The sequence below is a fragment of the Janthinobacterium svalbardense genome, assembly GCF_002327145.1.
Lineage (GTDB): Bacteria > Pseudomonadota > Gammaproteobacteria > Burkholderiales > Burkholderiaceae_D > Janthinobacterium > Janthinobacterium tructae.
Window position 1 is genome coordinate 1,750,945 of the sequence record NZ_CP023422.1, and the last position, 22,674, is coordinate 1,773,618.

The following is a 22,674-nucleotide window of genomic DNA, read 5'->3' on the forward strand; positions in this document are numbered from 1 at the left end:
TTGCATCATTTTTGCCATGGCCCATCTATATTTTTGCGATTTCCTGCCGTTAAAGAGAGACGAGCTCCCCTTCCTATCTTGTTATCAAAGCGATCAGTCCATGCAAAGCAGCATTGTTCCTCGTTGGTCCCTGATCGCGTGCGCCGCCGCCAGCCTGGCCTTGCCGCCCGTGATGGCGGCCGAACTGGGCGAGATGGCGGTGCTGTCGCATGTGGGGCAGCCCTTGCTGGCCGAGATTGAATTGACGGCTCTGGCGCCCGAAGATGTCAACGGCGTAAGCGTGCGCCTGGCCTCGCCCGATGTGTACCGGGGCGGCGGCATCGGCATGGACCCGGCCTTGCAAACCTTGACGATCAGCCCGCTGGAGCGGGGTGGGCGGCAGTATGTGCGCGTGACTACCCGGCAAGCGATCCAGGCGGGGCATGTGCATTTGTATTTGTTACTGGGCAATGGTAGCGGCGCCCTCGTGCGCCTCGGTACGTTGTGGCTGACGCCGGCGCCACCTGTCACTGCCGCCGCCGCTGCCAGTGCGCCTGTCCGGCCCGTCATTCCGGCGCCCGTGCCTGTGCCGCTGCCGCGCGCTGCGCCCGGCGCGCCGCCGCCCGATGCCGCCGCGCTGGCAGCCCGCGCGCGCGCCGAGGGTCTGGTGCGTCCGAAGCGCGTGTTTGTGCCGCCGCGCGCCGCGCCCATGGCGGCTGCCCCGGCGCTGCGCCCACTGCCGTTGCGCCGCGCCAGGGCGCCCGTGGCCGCCTGCGCGCCCCAGGCGGATGCTGGGCAGGCGCAAGCGTGCGTGGCGCTGGATGAGAAAAACGCGGCCCTGAATGAAAAGCTTGGTGAATTGGAAGGCAAGATCGGCGCCTTGCAAAAAGCGCTGGCGCTGCCCGCCGCCGTTGGCGCCGTTCCGTCTGCCGCAGCGTCAGTCGTTGCGGAGGCGCCCCATGCCAAGCCTCAGCCCCTGCACGCGGCGCCGGCAGCCGACAAGGAAAAGAAAACGGGCGGCAACGGCTTGCTGTGGCTCGGTATCGGCACCCTGGCCTTCCTGTTGTTGACGGCGCTCATCGTGTATGTCGTGCGCAAGCGCAAGCAAGCGGCGGGGCCGGGCGCGCCGTCGAAGTACTGGGTCCTGCTGCGCAAGCCGTTCGGCCGCAAGAAAGAAGTGCCGGTGCTGACGGAGGCGGTGGGGGAGGACGTGGCCGACGCGGAAGCGGAGCCGTTCTCGCGTTAATGCTGCTGCAAGACCGCGCTAAAAATTTGATATAAAAAAAGATATTCAAAAAATACAGAAAGTACCTGGCTATCGTGTTGCCTATTTTTCAAAGATGGTGATATGATTAACTCAGTGGACTTGCTCTACGACAAAACAGTCCCAGCCTGTCGCAGTCACCAACGATAGTGTGGCGCGGCAAAACAGGTGTAGCGTTGCATAAACGCCTGGGTCTGGAAGCGGTTTGCGATGCCGACGATGTGCTCGCGAACGCCGGATGCAACCGGCAGCGAGGCGACGCCAGGAGATACCTGGGGTTCGCCTTCCAAATTTTCCCTCCTTGCTTTTTGAGTGCCGCAGATGGCGCGCTCCCCGGCACGGCGGCAGACGTAAAAAAAGCACCCGAGGGTGCTTTTATCGTTTCTGGCGTGGCAAGCTTGCATATTGAATTACATGCGAGCGTGCGATCCTGGCATGGAATTCGACAGCTGCGTCATCCACGGTTCCGTGATGGCGCGGATTTCGCGGTCATTCGCCAGGATTTGCTTGAGCAAGTCGATCTTGCGCAAACGCGAGGCGCCGACCTGGGCAGGCATGCTGCCCGTCAAGGTCGCGCTGGCGGCGCTGGCGCACTGGTTTTCCAGGGTATCGAGGCCATCCCAGTCGCTCGAACGTGCGGCCACGACCATTTTGTTGGTCATTCCTGCAATATTTTCATACATCGAGAGAACGTCGTTGGAGGTCATGAGCACACCCGTAACTAGTGAATGGATTACCGCTTGTCCAGATTAGCGGCAGGTTCAGCGGGAACTTGAGGGTGTTTTTGAAAAAAAAGTAAAAATAATGTGTATGGTTTTGGCTGGCCGCCGGAATCGCCCGCAAAACCCGCATGGATGCTGGGGTGACGATTCCGGCCGCGAGCGGTTTATTTGACGAGTTCTTCCAGCCCAGCGCTCAGTTCGGCAGGCGGCGGCATCTTGTCCACCAGCACCGAGGGCGGTAAACCCAGTGCTTCAGCCACGTCGCTGGGGTAGCAGGCGATGATTTCTTCATTGCTCAACTGGTTTTCATCGATGCGCGCGCGCCAGGCGGCCAGGTGCACGATGGCGGCCAGGCGGTTCAAGGGCGCTTTGGCCAGCGGATCTGGAAAGGCGGCGATGGCCTCGGCAAAGGTGGCGGGGAACTTCCAGCGGCGCGTCAGTTCTGCACCCACTTGCGCATAGTCATAGCCCAGCGACACCCGTTCCGCATCGAGCCGGCGCGCATCGAGCGGCGGCGCGATCTTGTCGAGCTGCATGGCTTGCTCGGGCATGGCGGCATGGATCACCAGTTGACCGATTGCATGCATCATGCCGACGGTGAACGCCAGGTCCTGGTTGTCGCCCGTCTGCCTGGCGATCCAGCGGGCCGACACGGCGCTGTGCAGGCTGTAGCGCCAGAACTGCGGCAGATCCAGGCCGGGCACGGTCTTGTAGCCGCTGACCAGGCCCGAGCTGATGACGAGGGTGCGCACGGTCACAAAACCGAGCATCAGCACGGCGTCTTCCACCGTGCCGACGCTGCGCGAGACGTGGTAATAGGCCGAGTTGGCCAGCCGCAGCAGCTTGGCGCTCAGCACCGGGTCCGCTCCCAGTTGGCGCGCGATGTCTTCGGTGGCAATGGCGGGGTTGTCGAAACTGCGCACCAGTTCATTGACGATCTTCGGGGCGACAGGCAGGGCGTGGGGTTGCTGGAACAGCGCTTCCAGTTGCATGGCAATCTCCTTTGGCGTACACGCGGCACGGGGTCGTGCAACTATAAGCCGATTTTTTGTCCGCATGAAAAAAAGTTTGGGGACGGTTTTTGGGCTCAAAAAAGGTATGATTTCAGGCTATGATTTTCTTGTTTTCATCGAAAGGATCGCCATGCACAGTTTGCGTTTTTCCTGGTCCCGGACGCCAGTCCAGGCTGCCATCGTCCTCGCCCTGGCCGGCGTCTCGCTGGCCGGTTTGCCGGCCCAGGCGCACGGCCAGGCCGCCGGCGCCACTGCCGCTGTCCCCGTCAAAGTCTTGCCTGGTGACGACTTCTATGACTACGTGAATGGCGACTGGCTGCGCAGCACGGAAATTCCCGCCGACCGCAGCAGCTGGGGCTCGTTCGCCATCCTTGCCAACGCGACCAACGAGCGCATCATCGGCCTCGTCGAAGGCCTGGCGGCGGCACCACAGGCGGATGCCTGCGCGCGTCAGGTCAGCGATTTTTACCGTTCCTGGATGGATGAAGCGGCTATCGAAGCGAAAGGCTGGGCGCCGATCAAGCCGTTGCTCAAGAAGATCGATGGCATACGTGACCAGGCAGGGCTGGCCCGTGCGCTGGGCGAGAGCTTGCGCGCCGATGTCGATCCGCTCAACGCCACCAATTTTCATACGGAAAACCTGTTCGGCCTGTGGGTGGCGCAAGACTTGAACGACACCACACGCAATGTGGCTTATCTGCTGCAGGGCGGGCTGGGCTTGCCGGACCGCGCCTTCTACCAGGGCGACAGCGCGCGCATGCAGGGCTTGCGCACGGGCTACCAGGCGCATATCGCCGCCATGCTCAAGCAGGCCGGCTACAGCGATGCGCCGGCCCGCGCCGCGCGCGTGTTTGCGCTGGAGCAGCAGATTGCCGCCAGTCACGCCAGCCGCGAAGATTCGGCCGATGTGGCCAAGGGCAATAACGCCTGGCGTGCCGCCGACTTCGCCAGCAAGGCGCCGGGCCTGGACTGGAAAGCCTTCTTCCAGGCGGCAGGGCTGAGCCAGCAGACGGATTTCATCGTCTGGCACCCGGCGGCCATGACGGGCAGCGCCGCGCTGGTGGCAAGCGTGCCGCTGGCCACGTGGAAGGATTTCCTGGCCTTCCACGCCATCAACCATTTCAGCACGATTCTGCCGAAGGCGGCCGCCGGGCAGCGCTTCGCCTTCTATGGCAGCACCCTGAGCGGCACGCCGCAGCAGTCGCCGCGCAGCAAGCGGGCGCTGGCGGCGACGAATGCGGCCTTGAGCGACGCCGTCGGCAAGCTGTACGTGGAACGTTACTTCCCGCCGGAATCGAAAGCCCGCGTGCAAGACATGGTGACGAATATCGTCGCCGCCTTCTCGCGCCGCATCGACAAGCTGGACTGGATGGCGCCCGCCACCAAGGCGCAGGCGCAGGAAAAACTCAAGACCCTGTACGTGGGCGTGGGCTATCCCGAGCGTTGGGACAGCTATGCGGGCTTGCGCGTGGTGCGCGGCGACGCGCTGGGCAATGTGCAGCGGGCGGAACAGTTTCATTACCGGCAGGAACTGGCCAAGCTGAGCCATTCCCCCGACCGCAAGGCCTGGGCCATGCCGGCACAGCTGGTCAACGCCGTCAACCTGCCGCTGCAAAATGCGTTGAACTTCCCTGCCGCCATCCTGCAGCCGCCATTCTTCGACCCGCAGGCGTCCGATGCGGCCAACTATGGCGGCATCGGCGCCACCATCGGCCACGAGATCAGCCACAGCTTCGACGACCAGGGCGCCCAGTTCGACGCCCAGGGCAAGCTGCGCGACTGGTGGACGCCGGCCGACCTGGCGCATTTCCAGTCGGCATCCCAGCAGCTGGTGGCGCAGTTCGCGGCCTACAAGCCGTTTCCCGACCTGGCCGTGAATGGCCAGCTGACACTCAGCGAAAACCTGGCCGACCTGGCCGGCGTGGCGGCCGCGCATGATGCGTTCACCCTGTCGCAACAGGGCAAGCCGGCGCAGGCGAACGCGGACCGCGATTTCTTCATCGGCTACGGCGTCAGCTGGCGCAGCAAGGCGCGCGAAGCGGCGGCGCGCCAGCAAATCCTCACGGATGGCCATGCGCCGGCGCAATACCGCGCCGCCACCGTGCGCAACCTCGACGCCTGGTACCCGGCCTTCGATGTCCAGCCGGGACAGCAGCTGTACCTGGCGCCGCAACAGCGTGTGCGCGTCTGGTAGACATGAGCGCTGCCGGACGGGGAGCCGGCCGGCAGCGTAAAATGCGCCCATCGATGACAGGAGCGCCATGAAGCCGACCCCGCAGCAAGATCAGCAAGACCCCATCCACGCCATCACGGGGCGCACCTTGGCCCATTACGATGCCAGCGCCGAGCAGTTTTTCGAAGGCACGCGCGAGCACGACGTCAGCCAGAACATCGCCGCGCTGCTGGCCGCCATCGGCCGGCCCGCGCCCCTGGACATTCTCGATCTGGGCTGCGGCCCCGGCCGCGACCTGAAGGCGTTCACGGCCATGGGCCATCACGCCACGGGCGTCGATGGCTGCCCGCGCTTCGTCGAGATGGCGCGTGCCTACAGCGGCTGCACCGTGTGGCAGCAGGATTTCGTCGACCTCGATCTGCCTGCCGCGCACTTCGACGGTGTGTTCGCCAATGCCGTGCTGTTCCACGTGCCCAGCGCGGCCTTGCCCGGCGTGCTGCGCGCCCTGTATGCCTGCTTGAAGCCCGGTGGCGTACTGTTCAGCTCGAATCCGCGCGGGCAGAACCAGGAAGGCTGGAATGGCGCGCGCTACGGCAGCTACCACGACGAAGCGACGTGGGCCGCGTACGTGCAGGCGGCCGGTTTTACCTTGATCGAGCAGTACTACCGTCCACCGGGCTTGCCGCGCGACCAGCAGCCGTGGCTGGCCACCGTATGGCGCAAGGATTTGGCGGCCTGATCGACGATGTTGGTACTGTGTTAGGAACCGTACAGAGCCTTTGATCGCCACTGCGTAGTATGGACACATCGACACGCAGCAAGCAGTTTGCAACAGCGTGTGAGCCGCAGTACCGGCCCTTGCGGGCTGGACAACAGATGTACCAACTACAGTGAGGATCCACCATGAACAAAGATCAAGTCGAAGGTAAACTGAAGGAAGTCGGCGGTAAAATCCAGGAAGCCGCTGGCAAAGTCGTCGGCAACGAAGAACAGCAAGCCAAGGGCCTGGCAAACCAGGTCGAAGGCAAAGTGCAGAAGAAGGTTGGCGATGTCAAGGATGCAGTAGAGACCATCACCCGCAAGCCTTAATTCTGGCAGCACGAATGTAAAAAAACCGCCGCCTGTCGCAAGACAGGCGGCGGTTTTTTATTGGATGCAGCGCAAGCTTACTGTGCTGGCTGCATCAGGTTCTGCTTGAAGAACATCTCAATTTTCCTGTACACGTGACGCTGGCCCGCGCGCGACGAGATGCCGTGTTTGGCGCCCGGATATGTCATCAGGTCGAACTGCACGCCGCGGTTCACCAGCGCGTCGATCAGGCGCGTGCTGTTGCTGAACAAGACGTTATCGTCGGCCATGCCGTGCACCAGCAGCAGCGGCGACTGCAAGCCGTCGAGGTGGGCGAACACCGTGCTGGCCTTGTAGCCATCCACGTTTTCCTTCGGCATGCCGAGGAATTGCTCCGTGTAGTGGGTGTCGTACAGCGACCAGTCGGTCACGGGCGCCACCGAGACGCCCATGGCGATCTTGTCGGATGCTGCCGACAGCAGGCGCAGGGTCATGAAACCGCCGTAGCTCCAGCCGAACACGCCAATGCGTTTCGCGTCGACGAAGCTTTGCTGGCCCAGCCAGGCTATGCCGACCAGTTGATCCGCCACTTCGGCCGCGCCAAGGTTATGGTAGATGGCGTCCGTGAAGGCGCGCTCGCGGCGCGACGATCCCCGGTTATCCAGGCGGAAGACGACAAAGCCTTGCTGCGCCATGTATTGGTCGAAGTTGTTGCCCCAGCGGCGAGCCACGTGCTGCGAGTGCGGGCCGCCATACGTCGACAGGTAGACGGGATAGCGTTTGGTCGCGTCGAAGTTTGACGGCTTGACGATCGAATAGTGCAAGGTCTGGCCATCGTTGGCTTTCAGGGTGCCGTACTCCGTCGGCAGGTGATCGGCCTTGTACTTGAAATACGGGTGGCTGGCGTTGAGCGCGTTTTCTTCCAGCCAGCCCACCATCGAACCGTCCGGGCGGCGGATGCTCACTTGCGGCGGCGTGGCCGGGTCCGAATACGTGTCGACGAAGACTTCACCATTGCGCGAGAACGTCGTGTCGTGCCAGCCATCGGCTTTCGTCACGCGCTGCGGCTTGCCGGCCGTGCTGCCGTCCAGGGCCAGGGCGTAGGTCTGCTTGTCGATCACGGCGTCGCGGTTCGATGAGACGAACACTTTGCCGTTTTTCTGGTTTACGGCCAGCACGCCGTTGATGCCCCACTCGCCGGAAGTGACCGGGTGCAGCAGCTTGCCGCTCATGTCGTATAAATACAGATGGTTGCGGCCCGTGCGCTCGGACGACCAGAGGAAGGTGCCGTTCGACAGGAAGCGCAGGTCGTCATGGATGCTGACCCAGGTCTTGGACGTTTCCGTCAGCAGGGTGCGCTGCGCCAGGGTGGCTGCATCGACAGCCACCAGATCGAGGGTCTTCTGGTCGCGCGACTGGCGCTGGTAGACCAGCGATTTGCTGTCAGCGCTCCAGTCGGCGCGTACCAGGTAGATGTCCGGGTTCGTGCCCAGGTTCACCTGGCGCTGCACGCCCGTCTCCGGCGAGACGATCAGCAGCTGCACCAGCGCGTTCGGATCGCCGGCGGCAGGGTAGCGCTGCTCGACGACGTCGGTGCGGTCGGCGAAGATTTCGAAGCGGCGCACGACGGGCACGGGCGCTTCGTCATAGCGTTTATAGGCGATGGCGGAATCGTCGGGCGCCCAGTAGTAGCCGGTGCGCTGGCCCATTTCTTCCTGCGCCACGAATTCGGCTTCGCCGTTGTGGATGGTGCCCTTGCCGTCGGTCGTCAGCTGGCGTTCCTGGCCCGTCTTGAGGTCGATCACATGGATGTTCTGGTCGCGCACAAACGAGACGTAGCGGCCTTTCGGCGAAATTTTCGGGTCCAGCACATTGCCCTTGGCGACCAGGCGCGCCTGGTCCGGGCGGGCCGCGTCGACCAGGTACAGATTGCCGGCCAGCGGCACCAGCAGCTGCTTGCCATCGGGCGACCAGCTGTAGCTGAGAATGCCGTTCAGGCTGGCCGTGCGCTCGCGTTCGCGGCGCGCCTGCTCTTCGGGCGAAATCGTTTCATTCGGCACCAGCGCCTTCGAGTCGACCAGGCGGTGCGTGCTCTTGTCCTTCAGCTTGAATTCCCACAGGTCGAGCTGGAACTGGTTGTCGGCGCGGCCGCGCAGGAACGTGACGCGCTCGCCGTCGGGCGAGACCTTCAGGTTGCGCACGCCGGGGCCGGCCAGCGCCGGATCGGCGTGGATGCGTTCCAGGGGCAGCTTTTCAGCCGATGCGGGAACGCTGGCCATCGCGGCCAGAAAACAAAGAATAAAACGCATGGGTGTCTCGGTGATGGTAAAGGGATGGTCAAGCAGATGCTTGACGGCAAACGATACCAGAGCACGGCGTTTAATGCGATAGGGCCAGCCACGGAATAATCCGGAAATTGCCTTCTTTACTTTGGTGTAAAGAGTGGACCAGCGGTGCTTTGTATGGCGAAGCAGTAAGGGCGGTACGCATAAATTGTGTGCCGCTCCGTGTTCAATGCACTGTTTCAATACGTCATGCGTAGGCGCTGCAGCGACAGCCGGTTCAAGTACCAGGTCAGCAGCACGGCGGCCACCGTCAAGCCCGTGACGAGGCCGATCCAGAAGCCGGCGGCGGCCATCGGTTCGGCCGGCGACCAGATGAAGCCTTGCGGCGCGAGGCCCAGCACATAGCCGATGGGCAGCGAGAAACCCCAGAACGCCAGCAGCTGGATCAGCATCGGCTGGCGCGTCACCTTGTAGCCGCGAATGGCGCAGGAAGTGGCCACCTGCGTGGCGTCGGACAGCTGGAACAGGGCGGCGAACAGCAGCAGCTGCGCGCACAGTTCCTGCACCTGTGGATCGGACGTATAGGCTTGCGCGATCTGGTGGCGGAAGACGGTGATGACGGTGGCCGAGACGATGGCCGCCGTCAGCGACATGGCCACGCCCACCCACGAAATGAAGCGGGCGCGGCGCAGATTGGCTTCGCCCACGGCATGGCCCACGCGCGTCACCAGGGCAATGCCGAAAGTGAGCGGCACCATGAAAACGACGGAGGAGAAATTGAGCGCGATCTGGTGCGCCGACACCTGGATCACGCCGAAGCGCGCCACCAGCAGGCTGATGACGCCAAAGGCGCTCACTTCGGCAAAGTAGGTCACGCCGATGGGCAGGCCAAGGCGCAGCATGGGGCCGATGGATGACGGCTGCGGCCATTCCCAGTGCGTGAAGGGATACGTGGCGTGGTAGGCGGGCGCGATCCTGATCCAGGCCAGCATGGCCAGCAGCATCATCCACACGCAGCAGGTGGTGGCCACGGCGCAGCCCACGCCGCCCATCTTCGGCATGCCCCAGTGGCCGTAGATCAGCAGGTAGTTGACGAGAATGTTCAGCGCCAGCGCGGCCAGCGCGATGACCATCACGGGCTTGGTCTGGTTGATGCTGGTGCTGTAGCCGTACAGCGCGCGGTAGGCGGCGAACGGCGGCAGTGCGCAGCTGATGATGTGCACGAACAGCTTGGCCTTGGCCGCCACCGCAGGTTCGAGCATCAGGTGGTCGAACACCAGCGCCGCCATGTTCGTCAGCAGGCAGGCCACCAAGCCGACGAGCAGCGCCTTCCACAGCGACTGGCGCACGATGTGCGGCACCTGGTCGTGGCGCGCGGCGCCGATTTCATGCGCTACCAGGGTATTGATCGCCATCATGATGCCGCTCACGGTGACCAGCACGATGGACCAGATGGCCGCGCCCAGCGACACGGCCGCCAGTTCCTCGGGATTCGTATGCCCCGTCATCGCCACATCGGCCGCGCCCATGCCGACGGTCGCCAACTGGCCGATCAGGATGGGCCAGGCCAGCTTCCATAATGAAGATACTTCGGTGCGGACGGCGGGCAGGGTGAACGAGGTCGTGTGTGGCATGGGTGGCAAGCTTAACTAAACACAAGATTCTACCGGCATTCGCCGTGCTTGTCCGCTGCGGCGGCCGAGCCGTCCGGCGCCGGTGAACTGCCCCTGTATTCGCGCGACGACTTTGTCGGCCGCAGTCTGACCGTGCGCAATGGCGCTGCCGACTTGCGTGAGCGCGATTTCAACGATACGCTGCAAAGCGTGCGCGTGCGCTCCGGCTATTGGGAAGTGTGCGAGGACGTGGATTTCCGTGGCCGCTGCCGCACGCTGGGTCCCGGCGAGTACGCGAGCCTGGAACGCCTGAGTAAGCGCATTTCGTCGGTGCGCGAAGTGCGCTGACGCGGGGCAGGCAAGAGTGGCCGGTCCCTGCGGGGGCCGGCTATTGCTTTTGGTAACAATTTATTGTGCTTTTCCCATACTTTGTTACACCGTTTTTTCTACGGATGGCTACACTGACATCAGTTGTCATGTAGAACACTCACCTTTGCCGCCCCGGAGACCGCCCCATGAATCGCCCATTCGCCTTTGCACTGTTGTGCGCCAGTTCGCTGTTTGTCCACCTCGCGGCGCAGGCGGGTGAAATCCGCCTGTACACCGATGACAACTTCAAGGGACGTGTGGTCGTCTTGCGCGATACGACCGATGACCTGTCGCGTGTCAATTTCAATGACACCGTGTCGAGTATCCAGGTCGATTCGGGCAGCTGGGAAGTGTGCACGAACGCCGATTTCAAGGGCGATTGCAAGACGCTGGAAAGGGGCGATTACCGTTCGTTGCCGGGCATGAACGACAAGATATCGTCCGTGCGCGAAATCGGCGGCGGGCAGGGGAGCGGCGGCAGCGGTGGCCGCCGCGCAGCGCTGGAACTGTATGCCGATGGCGGCCAGCGCGGCGCGTCGGCCGGCGTGAACTCGGACCGCGATGACCTGGTCGACATCAGCTTCAACGACCGCGCCAGCAGCGCGCGCGTCGAACATGGCTACTGGCAGCTGTGCAGCGATTCCAACTACCGTGGCAGCTGCCGCGTGTTCGGCCCTGGCAGCCACGATGACCTGGGCAGCTTGAATGGGCGCGTGTCGTCGGCGCGCCTGGTCGATCCGCGCGAGGAGAACCGTCCGCAACATGACGAGGGCCTGGTGGTGCTATATGGCCGCGCATTCCTGAAGGGGCCCGGGCTGCAGGTGAACCGCGACGTCAGCGACCTGGTACGCCTGAACTTCAACGACCAGGCAGAGTCCATCGCCATCAACGAAGGCACCTGGGAAGTATGCACGGACTCGCAGTTCAACGGCAGCTGCGAGCGCATGGGGCCGGGCAAGTATGAAGTGCTGAACACGGCGCTCGACAAGCGGATTTCCTCGCTGCGCCGCCTGTACTGAGCGTGTGATCGGGTTTTGTCCCTGGCCTTGTATTTGTTACACTAACATCCTGGCGCAACAGCCAGGAAAATCATCACCAAAGAATGAAGAATGGAGTTAATCATGACGGGCCCTTTCAAACACGCGCTGGCATGCGCCGCGACCTTGCTGCTCTCGCTGGGGGCGCATGCAAGCGCCCATGCGGGCGATATCACCTTGTTCGAAGACGTTGAATTCCGTGGTCGCGCAGTGAACCTGCGCGAGACGACGGACGATTTGTCGCGCATCGGTTTCAACGACAAGACGTCGAGCATCCTGGTGCGTTCGGGCACGTGGGATGTGTGCACGGACTCCGGTTTTCGCGGCAATTGCAAGACCCTGGGGCCAGGCGAATACCGCTCGATGCCAGGCATGAACGACGCCATCACGTCGGTGCGCGAATCGGGCCGCGGCGATGGCTACAATCCGGCGCGTCCGGGACGTGATCCAGATCGTGGCAACGGCGGCTATGGCCGTGGCGGCACCCTGGAAGTGTATTCGGGCGCGGGACAGAATGGCGGCTCGGCGCGCCTGAACCGTGATACGGACGATTTTGTCAGCATCGGCTTCAACGACCGCACCAGCAGCATCGTCATCCATAACGGCTACTGGCAACTGTGCAGCGACTCGAACTACCAGGGTACTTGCCGCATTTTCGGCCCCGGCCGCCACGATGACCTGGGGCGTGGCCTCGATGGGCGCGTGTCGTCGGCGCGCATGGTCGACGAGCGCGAAGCGCGTCGCCAGCAGCAGTACGAGAATCAGTACCAGCAGCCGCAGTACCAGCAGCGCGGCGCCGTCCTGTTGTTCCCCGAAGCGGGCATGCGCGGCGAGCCGCTGGCGCTGGACCGCAATGCGGATGACCTTGTGCGCTACAACTTCAATGACCGCGCCTCGTCGATCATCGTCAACGAGGGGCAGTGGGAAGTGTGCAGCGATTCGAACTTCCGTGGCCGCTGCGAAGTGATCGGACCGGGCGAATATGGACGCCTGAGCGGCATGGAAAACCAGATTTCCTCGCTGCGCCGCGTGCGCTGATTTTCGACCGCCGCCATGCTGACAGACCGCCTGCCGGGTTGATCCCGCCGGGCGGTTTTTACATTCGCTGCCGTGCGCTGACATTTGCTTGCCCTTTGTTACACTCGCCGCCTGCCGCCTGGACTACACTGGCGAAAATGTAATCAGTATTGGAGTTGTCATGGTTCGATCTTTCCGGCCCGCGCTGCTGTGCGCCGCCACCTTCCTCGCCCCTCTTGCCGCATCCGCGGGCGAAATCACCCTGTTCGAGGACGCCGGTTTCCGCGGGCGCCCCGTCACCCTGCGTTCCGACGCTGGCGATTTGTCGCGCATGGGCTTTAACGACAAGGCCTCCAGCGTCATCGTGCGCTCGGGCACCTGGGAAGTGTGCAAGGACGCCAACTACCGTGGCAACTGCCGTACCTTCGGGCCGGGGCGCTACGGCAGCATGCCGGGCATGAACGACGCCATTTCTTCGGTGCGCGAAGTGGGCCGCCCGGGCCATGGCGGCGGCGATCACCGTCCCGATCACCGTCCCTCCCCGCCGCGCCCTCCGCGTCCGGAGCCGGAGCGTCCTCATCCCGGTTATCCCGGCCACGGTCATGGCGGCGGACACCGTCCCGACATGAATGGCGCCGTGCTGCTGTTCCCTGATGCGGGCATGCGCGGCCGGCCCGTGCGCCTGGACCGCGAAGTGCATGACTTGGGCCGCTATGGCTTCAACGACCGCGCCGAGTCGATCGTCGTCAACTACGGACGCTGGGAATTCTGCGTCGATGCCAACTTCCGTGGCCGCTGCGTGGTGATGGGGCCAGGCAGCTATGGCCGCCTGCACGGTGGCCTCGACCGCCGTATTTCCTCGCTGCGTCGCGTGCGCTAGGCGTTTTTCGCTGCCACTTGCACCGCCCGCGCGACCCGTGTCCCGCGGGCGGTGTTGTATTGTGTGCACGCGTTGTCGGCGCCAATTCGTGTACTCTTCTCATAGGCAGTTCAACCATGGGGAGCAAGCGCGGTGGAATACAAGGACTACTACAAGGAGCTTGGCGTCGAGAAAACGGCGACCGAGGCCGAGATCAAGAAGGCGTACCGCAAGCTGGTACGCAAATACCACCCCGACGTGAGCAAGGAACCGGACGCGGACAAGCGTACCAAGGCCCTGAATGAGGCCTACGGCGTGCTGGGCGACGCGGAAAAGCGCGCCGCCTATGATGAACTGGGCCGCAACCAGGGTGCGCAGGGCCAGCCCTTCCGGCCGCCGCCGGACTGGGGTTCGGGTTACGAATCGTCGGGCGCCGACGACAGCGACTTCTTTGCCGACCTGTTTGCCCACGTGGGCGGCCGCCGCCGCGCCGGCGGCAGTTTCCAGATGCAGGGCGAAGACAGCCACGCCGCCATCACCATCGATTTGCACGACAGCTACCACGGCGCCAAGCGCCACATCGTCATGCGCGTGCCCGAAGCGGATGCGCAAGGCCACGTGGTGACGCGCGAGCGCACGCTGGAAGTGACGATACCGAAAGGCGTCACGGAGGGCCAGCAGCTGCGCATGAAGGGGCAGGGCAATCCCGGCAGCGGCGGCGCGCCCTCTGGCGACCTGTATCTGGAAATTCGCTTCCAGCCCGATGCACGCTACAAGGTGGAAGGGCGCGACGTGTTCGAGACGGTGCCCGTGACGCCATGGGAAGCGGCGCTGGGCGGCGAAATCGCCGTGCCCACGCCATCGGGCACGGTGGCCGTCAGCGTGCCGCCCAATTCGCAGACGGGGCGCAAGCTGCGCCTGAAGGGGCGCGGTATTCCCGCCGCCCAGCCGGGCGACCTGTATCTGCTGCTGGAAGTGGTGCTGCCGCCGGCGAACGATGACAAGGCGCGCGAATTGTATGCAACCATGGCGCGCGAGATGGCTTTCAATCCGCGCCAGAAGCTGGGAGGGTAAATCATGACAAACAAGGTAATTGGCGAACTGCTCGAAGATCGAGCCCTGAGCCTGGAGGAACTGGCGCGCGCCTGCGCCGTGGAGCCGGACTGGGTGGTGCGGCATGTGCAGACGGGCGTGCTGCTGCAAAATGGCCCGCCGGCGGGGCAGCTGACGGCCTGGCGCTTCACCAGCCTGGATCTGGTGCGCGCGCGGCGCCTGCACGAAATCGAATCCGTGTTCGATGCGAACGCCGAACTGGCCGCGCTGGTGGTCGATTTGTCGGAAGAAGTGGCGCGCCTGCGCCGCCGCCTGCACGTGCTGGGCGTCGAGTAACCCTCAGGCCGGGTCGCCGTGCCGCTGCACGGTGATCCTGCCGATATAAAACTGCCCATCGATGACCACCCGGTGCGGGATGCCTGCCACGTCGAAGCCGGGGCCGCCGTCTTCCATCCATTCCTGCGCCACGCTGTCGAACTGCTGCGGCGTCATGCGCAGCATCTGCGCCGTGATGACGAAGCGCGCGCCTGGTTTCTGTTTGTTGACGAAGTCGTCGATGCCGGCCATGGTGGTTCCTTATTAATGTATGCGCGCATGATACCCGCCCGCGCGCGCATCTAAAAGACTTGTTCCAGCAGCGGCAACTGCTCCGCAAAGCGCTCGGTGAGCCACTTGCCCGCCTGGCCGGGCGGCGTGTCGGCGCGCTGGATCAGGTAAATCGGATAATTCTCGCCCTTGTCGACGGCCAGCGGCAGGTGCACCAGCCGTCCCTGCGTCAAATCTTCGCGCACCATCGCTTCGGGCATGTTGCCCCAGCCCAGGCCCGCGCGCAGCAAGGCGTGTTTGGAACCGAGGTCGCCCAGGCGCCAGTTGCGCAATCCCAGCACGCCGAAGTCCTGGCCCTGCGTCAGGTCGCTGCGGTCGCTGAGCACCAGCTGCACGTGTTCGCGCGCCACGTTGGAGGCGATCGGGTCTTCCAGCTGCGCCAGGGCGTGGCTGGGCGCGGCCACGGGAATCAGGCGCACGTGACCGACGGCCAGGCGCTCGAAGACGCTGGCCGTGGCCGTCATCCAGCCGCCGAGGCCGATGTGGCAGCTGCCATCCATCACCAGCTGCGCCACGGCGCCCATGGCTTCGATGCGCAGGCGCAGGGCGACGGTGGGGAACTGCGCCTGGAACGCCTCCAGAATGCGTACCAGCACGCAGGTGGGAAACATCACGTCGACCACCACCGATACTTCCGCCTCCAGCCCGCCGGCCAGCGCCTTGGCGCGCGCGCGCATGCCATCGACCTTCAGGGCCACGGCGCGCGCATCGGCCAGCAGGGCCTTGCCAGCGTCCGTCAGGGTGGGCTTGCGCTTGCCCCGGTCGAGCAGCACCACATTCAGTTGTTCTTCCAGGTTGGCGATGGTGTAGCTGATCACCGACTGCGTGCGGTGCAGCTGGCGCGCCGCGTGGGCGAAGCCGCCTGCATCGATGACGGCGACAAACACGCGCAACTGGTCGAGCGAAGGCTGGCCCGGTTCTCTCATGGAAACTCCCTATCTAGAAATTCGATGCTAAACATTGATATTTATACGGTTTCATCGATGGTAGACCCGAACTATGCTGTGTGCAAGGGCTGCGACGTGGCCCATCCCCTCATCCATTTTCACAGGAGCAATTCATGAGCAAGGTCTTGTACATCAATAGCAGCGTGCGTAGCAGCGGTTCCCTGTCGCGCCAATTGTCCGGCGAATTCGTGGCGAAACTGGCCGCGCAGGGCGCCAGCATCGTCGAACGCGACCTGGCCGCGCAGCCCGTGCCGCACCTGACGGAAGAGGTGATGGGCGCCTTCTTCACGCCGGCCGAACAGCGCAGCGCGCAGGCGGCTGCGGCCGTGCAGTTGTCCGATACCCTGGTCGATGAATTGCTGGCCGCCGACGTGCTGGTGCTGGCCGCGCCCATGTACAATTTTTCCGTGCCCTCGACCCTGAAGGCGTGGATCGACCACGTGGCGCGCGCGGGCCGCACTTTTCACTATACGGCCACCGGCCCCGTCGGCCTGGCGACTGGCAAGAAAGCGGTTATTTTTACGGCCAGCGGCGGCGTCTACAGCGCAGGCCCGGGCGCCGCGTATGACTACCTGAGCACCTATCTGCGCACGGCGCTTGGCTTCATCGGTATCACCGACATCGAGTTCGTGCAAGCCGAAGGCGTGGCCATGGGCGAGGAGGCCGTCGCCAGCGCGATCGCCAAGGGCCGCGCTTCGATCGAAGCCCTGGCCGCCTGAAGCAGGCCTTCAGGGGGATCGTCAATCTGCGATGGTTGACATAAGCTTGCCGGCGGCACGCCCCGTGTCAGCCCGGCGAGCGGTTCGCCATGACAACTTCATCCAGCGCTAACCACAGCGTACTCCAGCATGCCATCCGCGTTCAGTACAGGGTTGCCCTGCAATAATTTTTTCGCATCGTCTATACTTTCAGCTTGCACAAGTAGATAGCCCGACAAGTGTGCCTGCACCGGCCTGGCCGTTGCAAGCAGATGCTTGTGTGTCGTCATGCATGCAGATGATGTAGTCATTCATCCTTTTCTCCTGTGCCGCGTGATAAAAAGAGAGCCGAATTGAGTATCCTGAGCAATCGCGAGCGCATGGTTTTACCCTCACCGCGTCAGTCCGTAGAGACAAGCTGTCCGGCCATGTCATTTTTGGAGCGCACATCGTGCCGATAAAGTATGTTGATTTTTATGAAGTGAATTACACGGCAGAGCGCTTGCCCGGCTGCAAACTATGGGGCGCGTACGTCGCCATCTATGCCCCCTCGTCCAACCCCATGCACCGGGTGAATTTGCTGCGCAAGCGCCGGGTGTCGGCCGACCACCCGTTTACAACGGAAGCGGACGCCATGGCGGAAGCGGGCGAGGTAGCCGTCAAGCTGGTCGAGCGGCGCCGGCGCCGCTATGTCTTCCACCCCTGATGCCATTGCGCCGCATCCTGCAGTGCGCGCCACGGCAGGAGCTGCACGCGGCCGGAATACACGGCTTCCAGTTCCACGTGCGTGACGGGCTCATCGGGCGTGGCCGCTGCGCATAGCTTGATGACGAGGAAGTGTTTTTCCTTGTTGGCTGGCGTGACGGCCGTCCATTTGCTGTTGAGTAATTTGTTCGGACGCAAGTTGTTGCGCTTTAGAAGGTGCATGGCGGCTCCCGGATTGGCGTGATGGTGATGTTGCCATTATCATGCAATATCCGCCACGCACGAGGAATGCCATGAAACGCCAGTTGCACCTGCTCGTCATCGATCCGCAAAACGATTTTTGCGATTTACCTCCCGCCTGGCTGCCGCAGGATGCGGCGCCGGCCCTGCCCGTGCCCGGCGCCCACGCCGACATGCTGCGCGTGGCGCAGCTGATCCGTGAAGGGGGCGGCGGGCTGACGCAGATCAGCGTGACCCTCGACGCCCACCACCGCTACGACATCGCCCATCCCGCCTTCTGGCGCACGGGCGATGGCGCTCCCGTCGCGCCATTTACGCAGATCAGCGCGCAGCAGGTGCGCGACCGCCTGTTCCTGCCCGCCGCCAGCGGCGCCTTGCCGCGTGTGCTAGCCTACCTCGATGCCTTGCAGCAAGCGGGGCGCTATCAATTGATGGTGTGGCCCGTGCATTGCGAGATCGGCAGCTGGGGCCAGAATATTCACGCGGCCGTGCGCGCCGCCTACAACGCCTGGGAAGTGCTCAACTTGCAAGTGGTGGCCAAGCTGAGCAAGGGTTCCAACCCGTGGACCGAGCATTACTCGGCCGTCATGGCGGAAGTGCCCGATCCTCAGGATGCGGCCACCCAGCTGAACCGCGCCTTCCTCGATACCTTGCTGCCGGCGCAGCAGATTTATGTCGCGGGCGAGGCGGGCAGCCACTGTGTGAAAGCCAGCACGGAACACATCGCCGATTATCTGCAAGCGCAGCAAGGCAAGCCGGCCCTGGCGCGTCTGGTCTTGCTGACGGACTGCATGAGCCCCGTCACGGGCTTCGAAGCGCAGCAGCGCGACTTCCTGGCCGCCATGCACGAGCGCGGCGCGCGGCTGGCCACGTCCGCCGAGGTCTTGCCCGAATTGCTGGTCAATGCGTTGGTCAATGCGCTGGCCTGAGCCATTGTCGAGCGTACCCTGCTGAAATGCTTGCGGTGGCGTACTATTCTGGCTTCAGGAAGTTGGAGAAAACACACATGACCCCGATAGTGCGCAGTTTGCTGGAAACCGATCTGTATAAATTTACAATGTGGCAAGCATTGCTGCATGGTCATCCGAATACCCATACCGAGTACGAATTTGTCTGCCGCAACGCCACCGCCTTTCCCCTGGCCGAACTGAAGGTCGAGCTGGAAGAGCAGCTCGATCACCTGTGCTCGATGTCGTTTGCCGACGACGAGCTGGCCTATTTGCGCACTCTGCGCTTCATGAAGAGCGATTTCGTCGACTTTTTGACGGTGTTCCGCTTCCAGCGCAAGTTCATCGACGTCAGCACGGACGGCGACACCTTGCTGGTGCACGCGGCCGGTCCGCAGGTGCACGTGATGGGCTTCGAGATTTTCGTGCTGTACATCATCAACGAACTGTATTTCCGCCGCTTCGACCTCGATGCGGCCATGCGCGAAGGGCGCCATCGCCTGGGCTTGAAAGTGGCGGCCGTCAAGGAATTCGGCAAGCTGCCGCGGCGTAAACACCCGTTTGAATTTTCCGACTTCGGCGTGCGCCGGCGCTTTTCCGGTGCCTGGCACGACGAAGTGGTGCAACGGCTGGCGCATGAAGTGCCCGAATATTTCAAGGGCACGTCGAATGTGTACCTGGCGAAAAAGCTCGGTATCGTGCCGATCGGCACCATGGCGCATGAATACATGCAGTCATTCCAGTCGTTCGGCGTGCGCCTGCGCGACTTTCAAAAGGCGGCACTGGAAGACTGGGTGCAGGAATACCGTGGCGACTTGGGGATCGCCCTGACGGACGTGGTAGGCATGGATGCCTTTTTGGCCGACTTCGACCTGTATTTCGCCAAGCTGTTCGATGGCTTGCGCCACGATTCGGGCGACCCCGTCGAGTGGGGCGAAAAGGCGCTGGCGCACTACGCGGCCCTGCGCATCGACGCCAATACCAAGCGCCTCGTGTTTTCTGACGGCCTGGACCTGGACAAGGCCTTCGCCCTGTACCGGCATTTCGCGGACCGCATCATGACGGGTTTCGGTATCGGCACCAATCTCACCAACGACGTGGGTTTGACGCCGCTCAACATCGTCATGAAACTGGTGCGCTGCAATGGCCAGTCGGTGGCGAAATTGTCGGATTCGCCGGGCAAGACCCTGTGCAAGGATGAAACCTTCCTCGCGTATTTGCGCCAGGTGTTTCACCATCCTGCAGTTTAGGATGCCGGCGCGGGTGTTACCAGCCCGTGCCGCCATTCCGTATCAGAAACCCGTGACCACCGTGTTCATGTGCTCGACCTGGGGCGGGGCGGCAAAGAATTCACCGACCAGGCCGCGCCATGCCTGGAAGTCGTCGCTGCCGCGGAAATGCACGGTGTGGTCTTCCAGGGTGCTCCAGCCGACCACCAGGCGGTAGGCATCGCCATTTTCGATCGAGCGCTCCAGGCGCATCGATTCGCAGCCACGCGCGCGCTGGAACAGGGGCACGGCTTTGGCGACGGCCGCTTCAAAGGCGTCATGCGTGGCTGATTTGATCTGGATGTGGGCAATTTCATAAATCATGGCAAGTTCCACTGTGGAATGAAGGAAGCTGGATCTTGCCATAGTTTGGCCGCGCGGGGGAGGGTGTCAGCCCGCCAGCGCGTGTTTGCCGGCACCTGTGCCTGCACGCCTGCCTGCCGCGTGGCTGGCCGTGCGCTGTTCGATGTCGCAGCCGTTGCAGGCCTGCACGATGGCGTGCGCCCGTTCGCGCTCATCTGGCGTGCCGATGGCCACGACGAGGCGGAACATGCCGCGCCACGCCGCCTTGCCCTGTACGGGCACGGCTTCGTCGTCGACCGTGTCAAGCTGCACGGCGTGCGCGGGGAAACCAGCGTCGAGCAGGGCGCTGCGGGCCTGCTGCGCATCTCTGAAATGGTCGAAGATACGGATCAGGGCAGGCGCAGAGTTGGCAAGGGGGCTGGTGGAGGTGCTCATGGCCAGGCTTTCAGGTTGGGGTATCCGAGTTTGACCTGCTAGCCTGTAAAAAATTCTGTCTCAGCCTGTAAAATCCTCGATCAAGGCGCGAAAATTTGATAAATATCCAGTATGGCTGCCAAGTCGCGCTAAGATACGCCTTGCGGGATCAATCTTTCATAGGAGAACTAAATGGCAGCGAAGAAAATTCTGTTTTTGACCGGCGATTTTGCAGAAGATTATGAAACGATGGTGCCATTCCAGGCCCTGCTGATGCTCGGGCATACCGTGCACGCCGTTTGTCCCGGCAAGAAAAGCGGCGCGACGATCAAGACGGCCATCCACGATTTCGAGGGCGACCAGACCTACACGGAAAAACCGGGCCATTTGTTTACCCTGAACGCCAGCTTCGACGAGATCGATCCGGCCGACTATGACGCGGTGATGATCGCCGGCGGCCGCGCGCCCGAATACCTGCGCCTGAACGAGAAAGTCATCGCCGCCGTACGCCATTTTGCCGACGCGGGCAAGCCTGTCGCCGCCGTGTGCCACGGCGCGCAATTGCTGGCCGCCGCCGACGTCATCCGAGGCAAGCGCATTTCCGCCTATCCCGCCTGCGCGCCGGAAGTGAAACTGGCGGGCGGCACGTATGCCGACATCGCCGTCACGGATGCCGTCACCGATGGCCAGTTCGTCACGGCGCCCGCCTGGCCCGCGCATCCGGCCTGGCTGGCGCAGTTCGTCAAGCTGCTCGGTACCGAGATCCGTTTGTAACCTTCACCAGCCCGGCAGGCCGCAGCGCTTGCCGGGCGCCCCACTTTTCAGATTCGAGTTCTTCATGCATGCGCCGCGCAGTCAACCTTCCCGCAAACAACTTCCAGCGTCGCGCTGGCGCCAGCGCCGCCTGGCGCAAGCTTCATCGGGCCTGAGCGCCGCGCAGGAACGCCAGTTGGCCACCCTGCATGAGATTTCCACCCTGCTGGCGGGACAGCACGCCATCGATGCGCTATGCCGTGGTTTTTTGCGCCACGTGATGCAGTTTGCGCAAGCCGAAGGCGGCACCGTGCGCATCCTCGATCCGCAGCACGATACCGTGCACATCATCGTGCATGAGGGCATTTCGGACGCCATGGTGGAAGAGGAACATTGCATCCGCAACAACGATTGCCTGTGCGGCGCTGCCGTGGCGCAGGGCGTGATCCAGATCCGCGATTTCCGCCAGGTCGATGCGCTGCAGCGCTTCCGCTGCCAGGACGAAGGTTTTATCGCCATCGCCGTCTTTCCCATCCTCGCGCGCGACCAGGTGGTGGGCAGTTTTTCGCTGCACTTTGCAGGCCCGCAAGCGGTGCATGCGCAGCAGCAGGGCTGGCTGGAAACGCTGGGCCAGAGCCTGGGCATCGCCATTGAGAACCAGCGCCTGATCGCGCGTGAGAAGGAATTTGCCGTCGCGCGCGAACGCAGCCTGCTGGCCGAAGGCTTGCATGACAGCATCGCGCAAAGCCTCAATTTCATCAGCCTGCAAGTACAGATGCTCGACGATTCCGTGCGCCGGGGCCAGCTCGACGAAGCGGCCGAAGTGCTGCCGCTGATGCGCATGGGCGTCGAACAGAGCTACCAGGACGTGCGCGAATTGCTGGTCAATTTCCGCACGCGCTGGCATGGCAGCGACCTGGAAAGCAAACTGTCCGAAGTACTGGCCAAGTTCGAGCTGCAGACGGGCGTCGCCGGCACCCTGGACATGAGCGGCAATGGCGCGCCGCTGGCGCCGGAGCAGCAGTTGCAGATCCTGTTCATCGTGCAGGAAGCGCTGTCGAATATCCGCAAGCACGCGCAGGCGAGCAACGTGGCCCTGCGCGTGGTCAACGGGCGCGATTTTGCGCTGCAGGTGCGCGACGATGGCGAAGGCTTTGCCGCCAACCTGCGCGACAAGAAAACGGAATTGCAGATCGGCTTGCGTATCATGCAGGAACGGGCCGAGCGGCTCGGTGCGCAATTTGCCATCGACAGCACGCCCGGCGGCGGCACGACGATCTCGCTGGCCTTGCCGGCAGCCCGGCGCCAGGCCGCGTAACAGAAGATTCATTCTTACCAGGT

The 22,674-nt window shown here is 63.3% G+C and carries 26 protein-coding genes; 16 read left to right on the forward strand and 10 right to left on the reverse strand.

Going from position 1 to position 22,674, the window contains the following annotated elements; genetic code table 11:
* Positions 1-100: 100 nt before the first annotated feature.
* Positions 101-1,225: a type IV pilus assembly protein FimV gene (locus CNX70_RS07630; protein WP_096234209.1), complete on the forward strand. Its 1,125-nt coding sequence runs from the start codon at positions 101-103 to the stop codon at positions 1,223-1,225.
* Between the two features lie 155 nt (positions 1,226-1,380).
* On the opposite strand, the gene CNX70_RS28065 is transcribed toward CNX70_RS07630, so the two are convergent.
* The 3 genes from CNX70_RS28065 to CNX70_RS07640 all read right to left on the reverse strand — a co-directional run bounded on the left by CNX70_RS28065 (position 1,381) and on the right by CNX70_RS07640 (position 2,957).
* The gene (locus CNX70_RS28065; RefSeq protein WP_157750943.1) at positions 1,381-1,533 is read right to left on the reverse strand and encodes a hypothetical protein; all 153 of its coding nucleotides are present in this window, start codon (positions 1,531-1,533) and stop codon (positions 1,381-1,383) included.
* A 120-nt stretch (positions 1,534-1,653) separates the two neighbouring features.
* Complete coding sequence (locus tag CNX70_RS07635) at positions 1,654-1,950, reverse strand: flagellar protein FliT (protein WP_096234210.1); 297 nt, start codon at positions 1,948-1,950, stop codon at positions 1,654-1,656.
* Between the two features lie 179 nt (positions 1,951-2,129).
* Positions 2,130-2,957, reverse strand: a complete 828-nt coding sequence (locus CNX70_RS07640) for an HDOD domain-containing protein (protein ID WP_096234211.1) — start codon at positions 2,955-2,957, stop codon at positions 2,130-2,132.
* Between the two features lie 151 nt (positions 2,958-3,108).
* On the opposite strand from CNX70_RS07640, the gene CNX70_RS07645 reads away from it, so the two are divergent.
* The 3 genes from CNX70_RS07645 (at position 3,109) to CNX70_RS07655 (ending at position 6,240) form a co-directional block, all read left to right on the forward strand.
* Entirely contained in the window at positions 3,109-5,172 is a 2,064-nt protein-coding gene (locus tag CNX70_RS07645) for a M13 family metallopeptidase (protein ID WP_096238327.1), read from the forward strand.
* A gap of 67 nt (positions 5,173-5,239) precedes the next feature.
* Positions 5,240-5,890: a class I SAM-dependent methyltransferase gene (locus CNX70_RS07650; RefSeq protein WP_096234212.1), complete on the forward strand. Its 651-nt coding sequence runs from the start codon at positions 5,240-5,242 to the stop codon at positions 5,888-5,890.
* A 164-nt stretch (positions 5,891-6,054) separates the two neighbouring features.
* A complete protein-coding gene (locus CNX70_RS07655) occupies positions 6,055-6,240 on the forward strand; it encodes a CsbD family protein (RefSeq protein ID WP_071079044.1) in 186 nt (61 codons plus the stop codon).
* A gap of 77 nt (positions 6,241-6,317) precedes the next feature.
* Here CNX70_RS07655 and CNX70_RS07660 read toward each other — a convergent pair whose 3' ends face one another.
* Positions 6,318-8,528: a S9 family peptidase gene (locus CNX70_RS07660; protein ID WP_096234213.1), complete on the reverse strand. Its 2,211-nt coding sequence runs from the start codon at positions 8,526-8,528 to the stop codon at positions 6,318-6,320.
* A 215-nt stretch (positions 8,529-8,743) separates the two neighbouring features.
* Entirely contained in the window at positions 8,744-10,138 is a 1,395-nt protein-coding gene (locus CNX70_RS07665; protein WP_096234214.1) for an MATE family efflux transporter, read from the reverse strand.
* A gap of 48 nt (positions 10,139-10,186) precedes the next feature.
* Here CNX70_RS07665 and CNX70_RS07670 point away from each other — a divergent pair, with 48 nt between their 5' ends.
* The 6 genes from CNX70_RS07670 (at position 10,187) to CNX70_RS07695 (ending at position 14,788) form a co-directional block, all read left to right on the forward strand.
* The gene (locus CNX70_RS07670; protein ID WP_096234215.1) at positions 10,187-10,465 is read left to right on the forward strand and encodes a beta/gamma crystallin-related protein; all 279 of its coding nucleotides are present in this window, start codon (positions 10,187-10,189) and stop codon (positions 10,463-10,465) included.
* 167 nt (positions 10,466-10,632) lie between these two features.
* Complete coding sequence (locus tag CNX70_RS07675) at positions 10,633-11,505, forward strand: beta/gamma crystallin-related protein (protein ID WP_096234216.1); 873 nt, start codon at positions 10,633-10,635, stop codon at positions 11,503-11,505.
* Between the two features lie 102 nt (positions 11,506-11,607).
* Positions 11,608-12,561, forward strand: a complete 954-nt coding sequence (locus tag CNX70_RS07680) for a beta/gamma crystallin family protein (protein WP_167389625.1) — start codon at positions 11,608-11,610, stop codon at positions 12,559-12,561.
* A gap of 160 nt (positions 12,562-12,721) precedes the next feature.
* The gene (locus CNX70_RS07685) at positions 12,722-13,420 is read left to right on the forward strand and encodes a beta/gamma crystallin-related protein (protein ID WP_096234218.1); all 699 of its coding nucleotides are present in this window, start codon (positions 12,722-12,724) and stop codon (positions 13,418-13,420) included.
* Positions 13,421-13,552: 132 nt separating this feature from the next.
* Entirely contained in the window at positions 13,553-14,473 is a 921-nt protein-coding gene (locus CNX70_RS07690; protein WP_096234219.1) for a DnaJ C-terminal domain-containing protein, read from the forward strand.
* A 3-nt stretch (positions 14,474-14,476) separates the two neighbouring features.
* On the forward strand, positions 14,477-14,788 hold the full coding sequence (locus CNX70_RS07695) for a chaperone modulator CbpM (RefSeq protein ID WP_071079037.1): 312 nt from the start codon (positions 14,477-14,479) through the stop codon (positions 14,786-14,788).
* A gap of 3 nt (positions 14,789-14,791) precedes the next feature.
* Here CNX70_RS07695 and CNX70_RS07700 read toward each other — a convergent pair whose 3' ends face one another.
* Both CNX70_RS07700 and CNX70_RS07705 read right to left on the reverse strand, forming a co-directional pair.
* Complete coding sequence (locus CNX70_RS07700; protein ID WP_096234220.1) at positions 14,792-15,019, reverse strand: hypothetical protein; 228 nt, start codon at positions 15,017-15,019, stop codon at positions 14,792-14,794.
* Between the two features lie 50 nt (positions 15,020-15,069).
* A complete protein-coding gene (locus CNX70_RS07705) occupies positions 15,070-15,984 on the reverse strand; it encodes a LysR family transcriptional regulator (protein ID WP_096234221.1) in 915 nt (304 codons plus the stop codon).
* A gap of 134 nt (positions 15,985-16,118) precedes the next feature.
* On the opposite strand from CNX70_RS07705, the gene CNX70_RS07710 reads away from it, so the two are divergent.
* Together CNX70_RS07710 and CNX70_RS07715 are read left to right on the forward strand one after the other, a co-directional pair.
* Positions 16,119-16,724 carry an FMN-dependent NADH-azoreductase gene (locus CNX70_RS07710; RefSeq protein ID WP_096234222.1) on the forward strand — a complete coding sequence of 202 codons (606 nt, stop codon included), beginning with the start codon at positions 16,119-16,121 and terminating at the stop codon, positions 16,722-16,724.
* Positions 16,725-17,154: 430 nt separating this feature from the next.
* Positions 17,155-17,409, forward strand: a complete 255-nt coding sequence (locus CNX70_RS07715; RefSeq protein WP_071079033.1) for a hypothetical protein — start codon at positions 17,155-17,157, stop codon at positions 17,407-17,409.
* On the opposite strand, the gene CNX70_RS07720 is transcribed toward CNX70_RS07715, so the two are convergent.
* A complete protein-coding gene (locus CNX70_RS07720) occupies positions 17,391-17,630 on the reverse strand; it encodes a TIGR02450 family Trp-rich protein (RefSeq protein ID WP_096234223.1) in 240 nt (79 codons plus the stop codon). The genes CNX70_RS07715 and CNX70_RS07720 overlap by 19 nt on opposite strands.
* 71 nt (positions 17,631-17,701) lie before the next feature.
* Here CNX70_RS07720 and CNX70_RS07725 point away from each other — a divergent pair, with 71 nt between their 5' ends.
* Together CNX70_RS07725 and pncB are read left to right on the forward strand one after the other, a co-directional pair.
* Positions 17,702-18,577: a cysteine hydrolase family protein gene (locus CNX70_RS07725; protein WP_096234224.1), complete on the forward strand. Its 876-nt coding sequence runs from the start codon at positions 17,702-17,704 to the stop codon at positions 18,575-18,577.
* A gap of 77 nt (positions 18,578-18,654) precedes the next feature.
* On the forward strand, positions 18,655-19,845 hold the full coding sequence (pncB, locus tag CNX70_RS07730) for a nicotinate phosphoribosyltransferase (protein WP_096234225.1): 1,191 nt from the start codon (positions 18,655-18,657) through the stop codon (positions 19,843-19,845).
* A 42-nt stretch (positions 19,846-19,887) separates the two neighbouring features.
* On the opposite strand, the gene CNX70_RS07735 is transcribed toward pncB, so the two are convergent.
* Together CNX70_RS07735 and CNX70_RS07740 are read right to left on the reverse strand one after the other, a co-directional pair.
* Complete coding sequence (locus tag CNX70_RS07735) at positions 19,888-20,187, reverse strand: antibiotic biosynthesis monooxygenase family protein (RefSeq protein WP_096234226.1); 300 nt, start codon at positions 20,185-20,187, stop codon at positions 19,888-19,890.
* A 66-nt stretch (positions 20,188-20,253) separates the two neighbouring features.
* Positions 20,254-20,601, reverse strand: a complete 348-nt coding sequence (locus CNX70_RS07740) for a hypothetical protein (protein WP_096234227.1) — start codon at positions 20,599-20,601, stop codon at positions 20,254-20,256.
* Positions 20,602-20,772: 171 nt separating this feature from the next.
* On the opposite strand from CNX70_RS07740, the gene CNX70_RS07745 reads away from it, so the two are divergent.
* On the forward strand, positions 20,773-21,354 hold the full coding sequence (locus tag CNX70_RS07745) for a DJ-1/PfpI family protein (RefSeq protein WP_096234228.1): 582 nt from the start codon (positions 20,773-20,775) through the stop codon (positions 21,352-21,354).
* 64 nt (positions 21,355-21,418) lie between these two features.
* Positions 21,419-22,651, forward strand: a complete 1,233-nt coding sequence (locus tag CNX70_RS07750) for a GAF domain-containing sensor histidine kinase (RefSeq protein ID WP_096234229.1) — start codon at positions 21,419-21,421, stop codon at positions 22,649-22,651.
* Positions 22,652-22,674 lie beyond the last annotated feature (23 nt).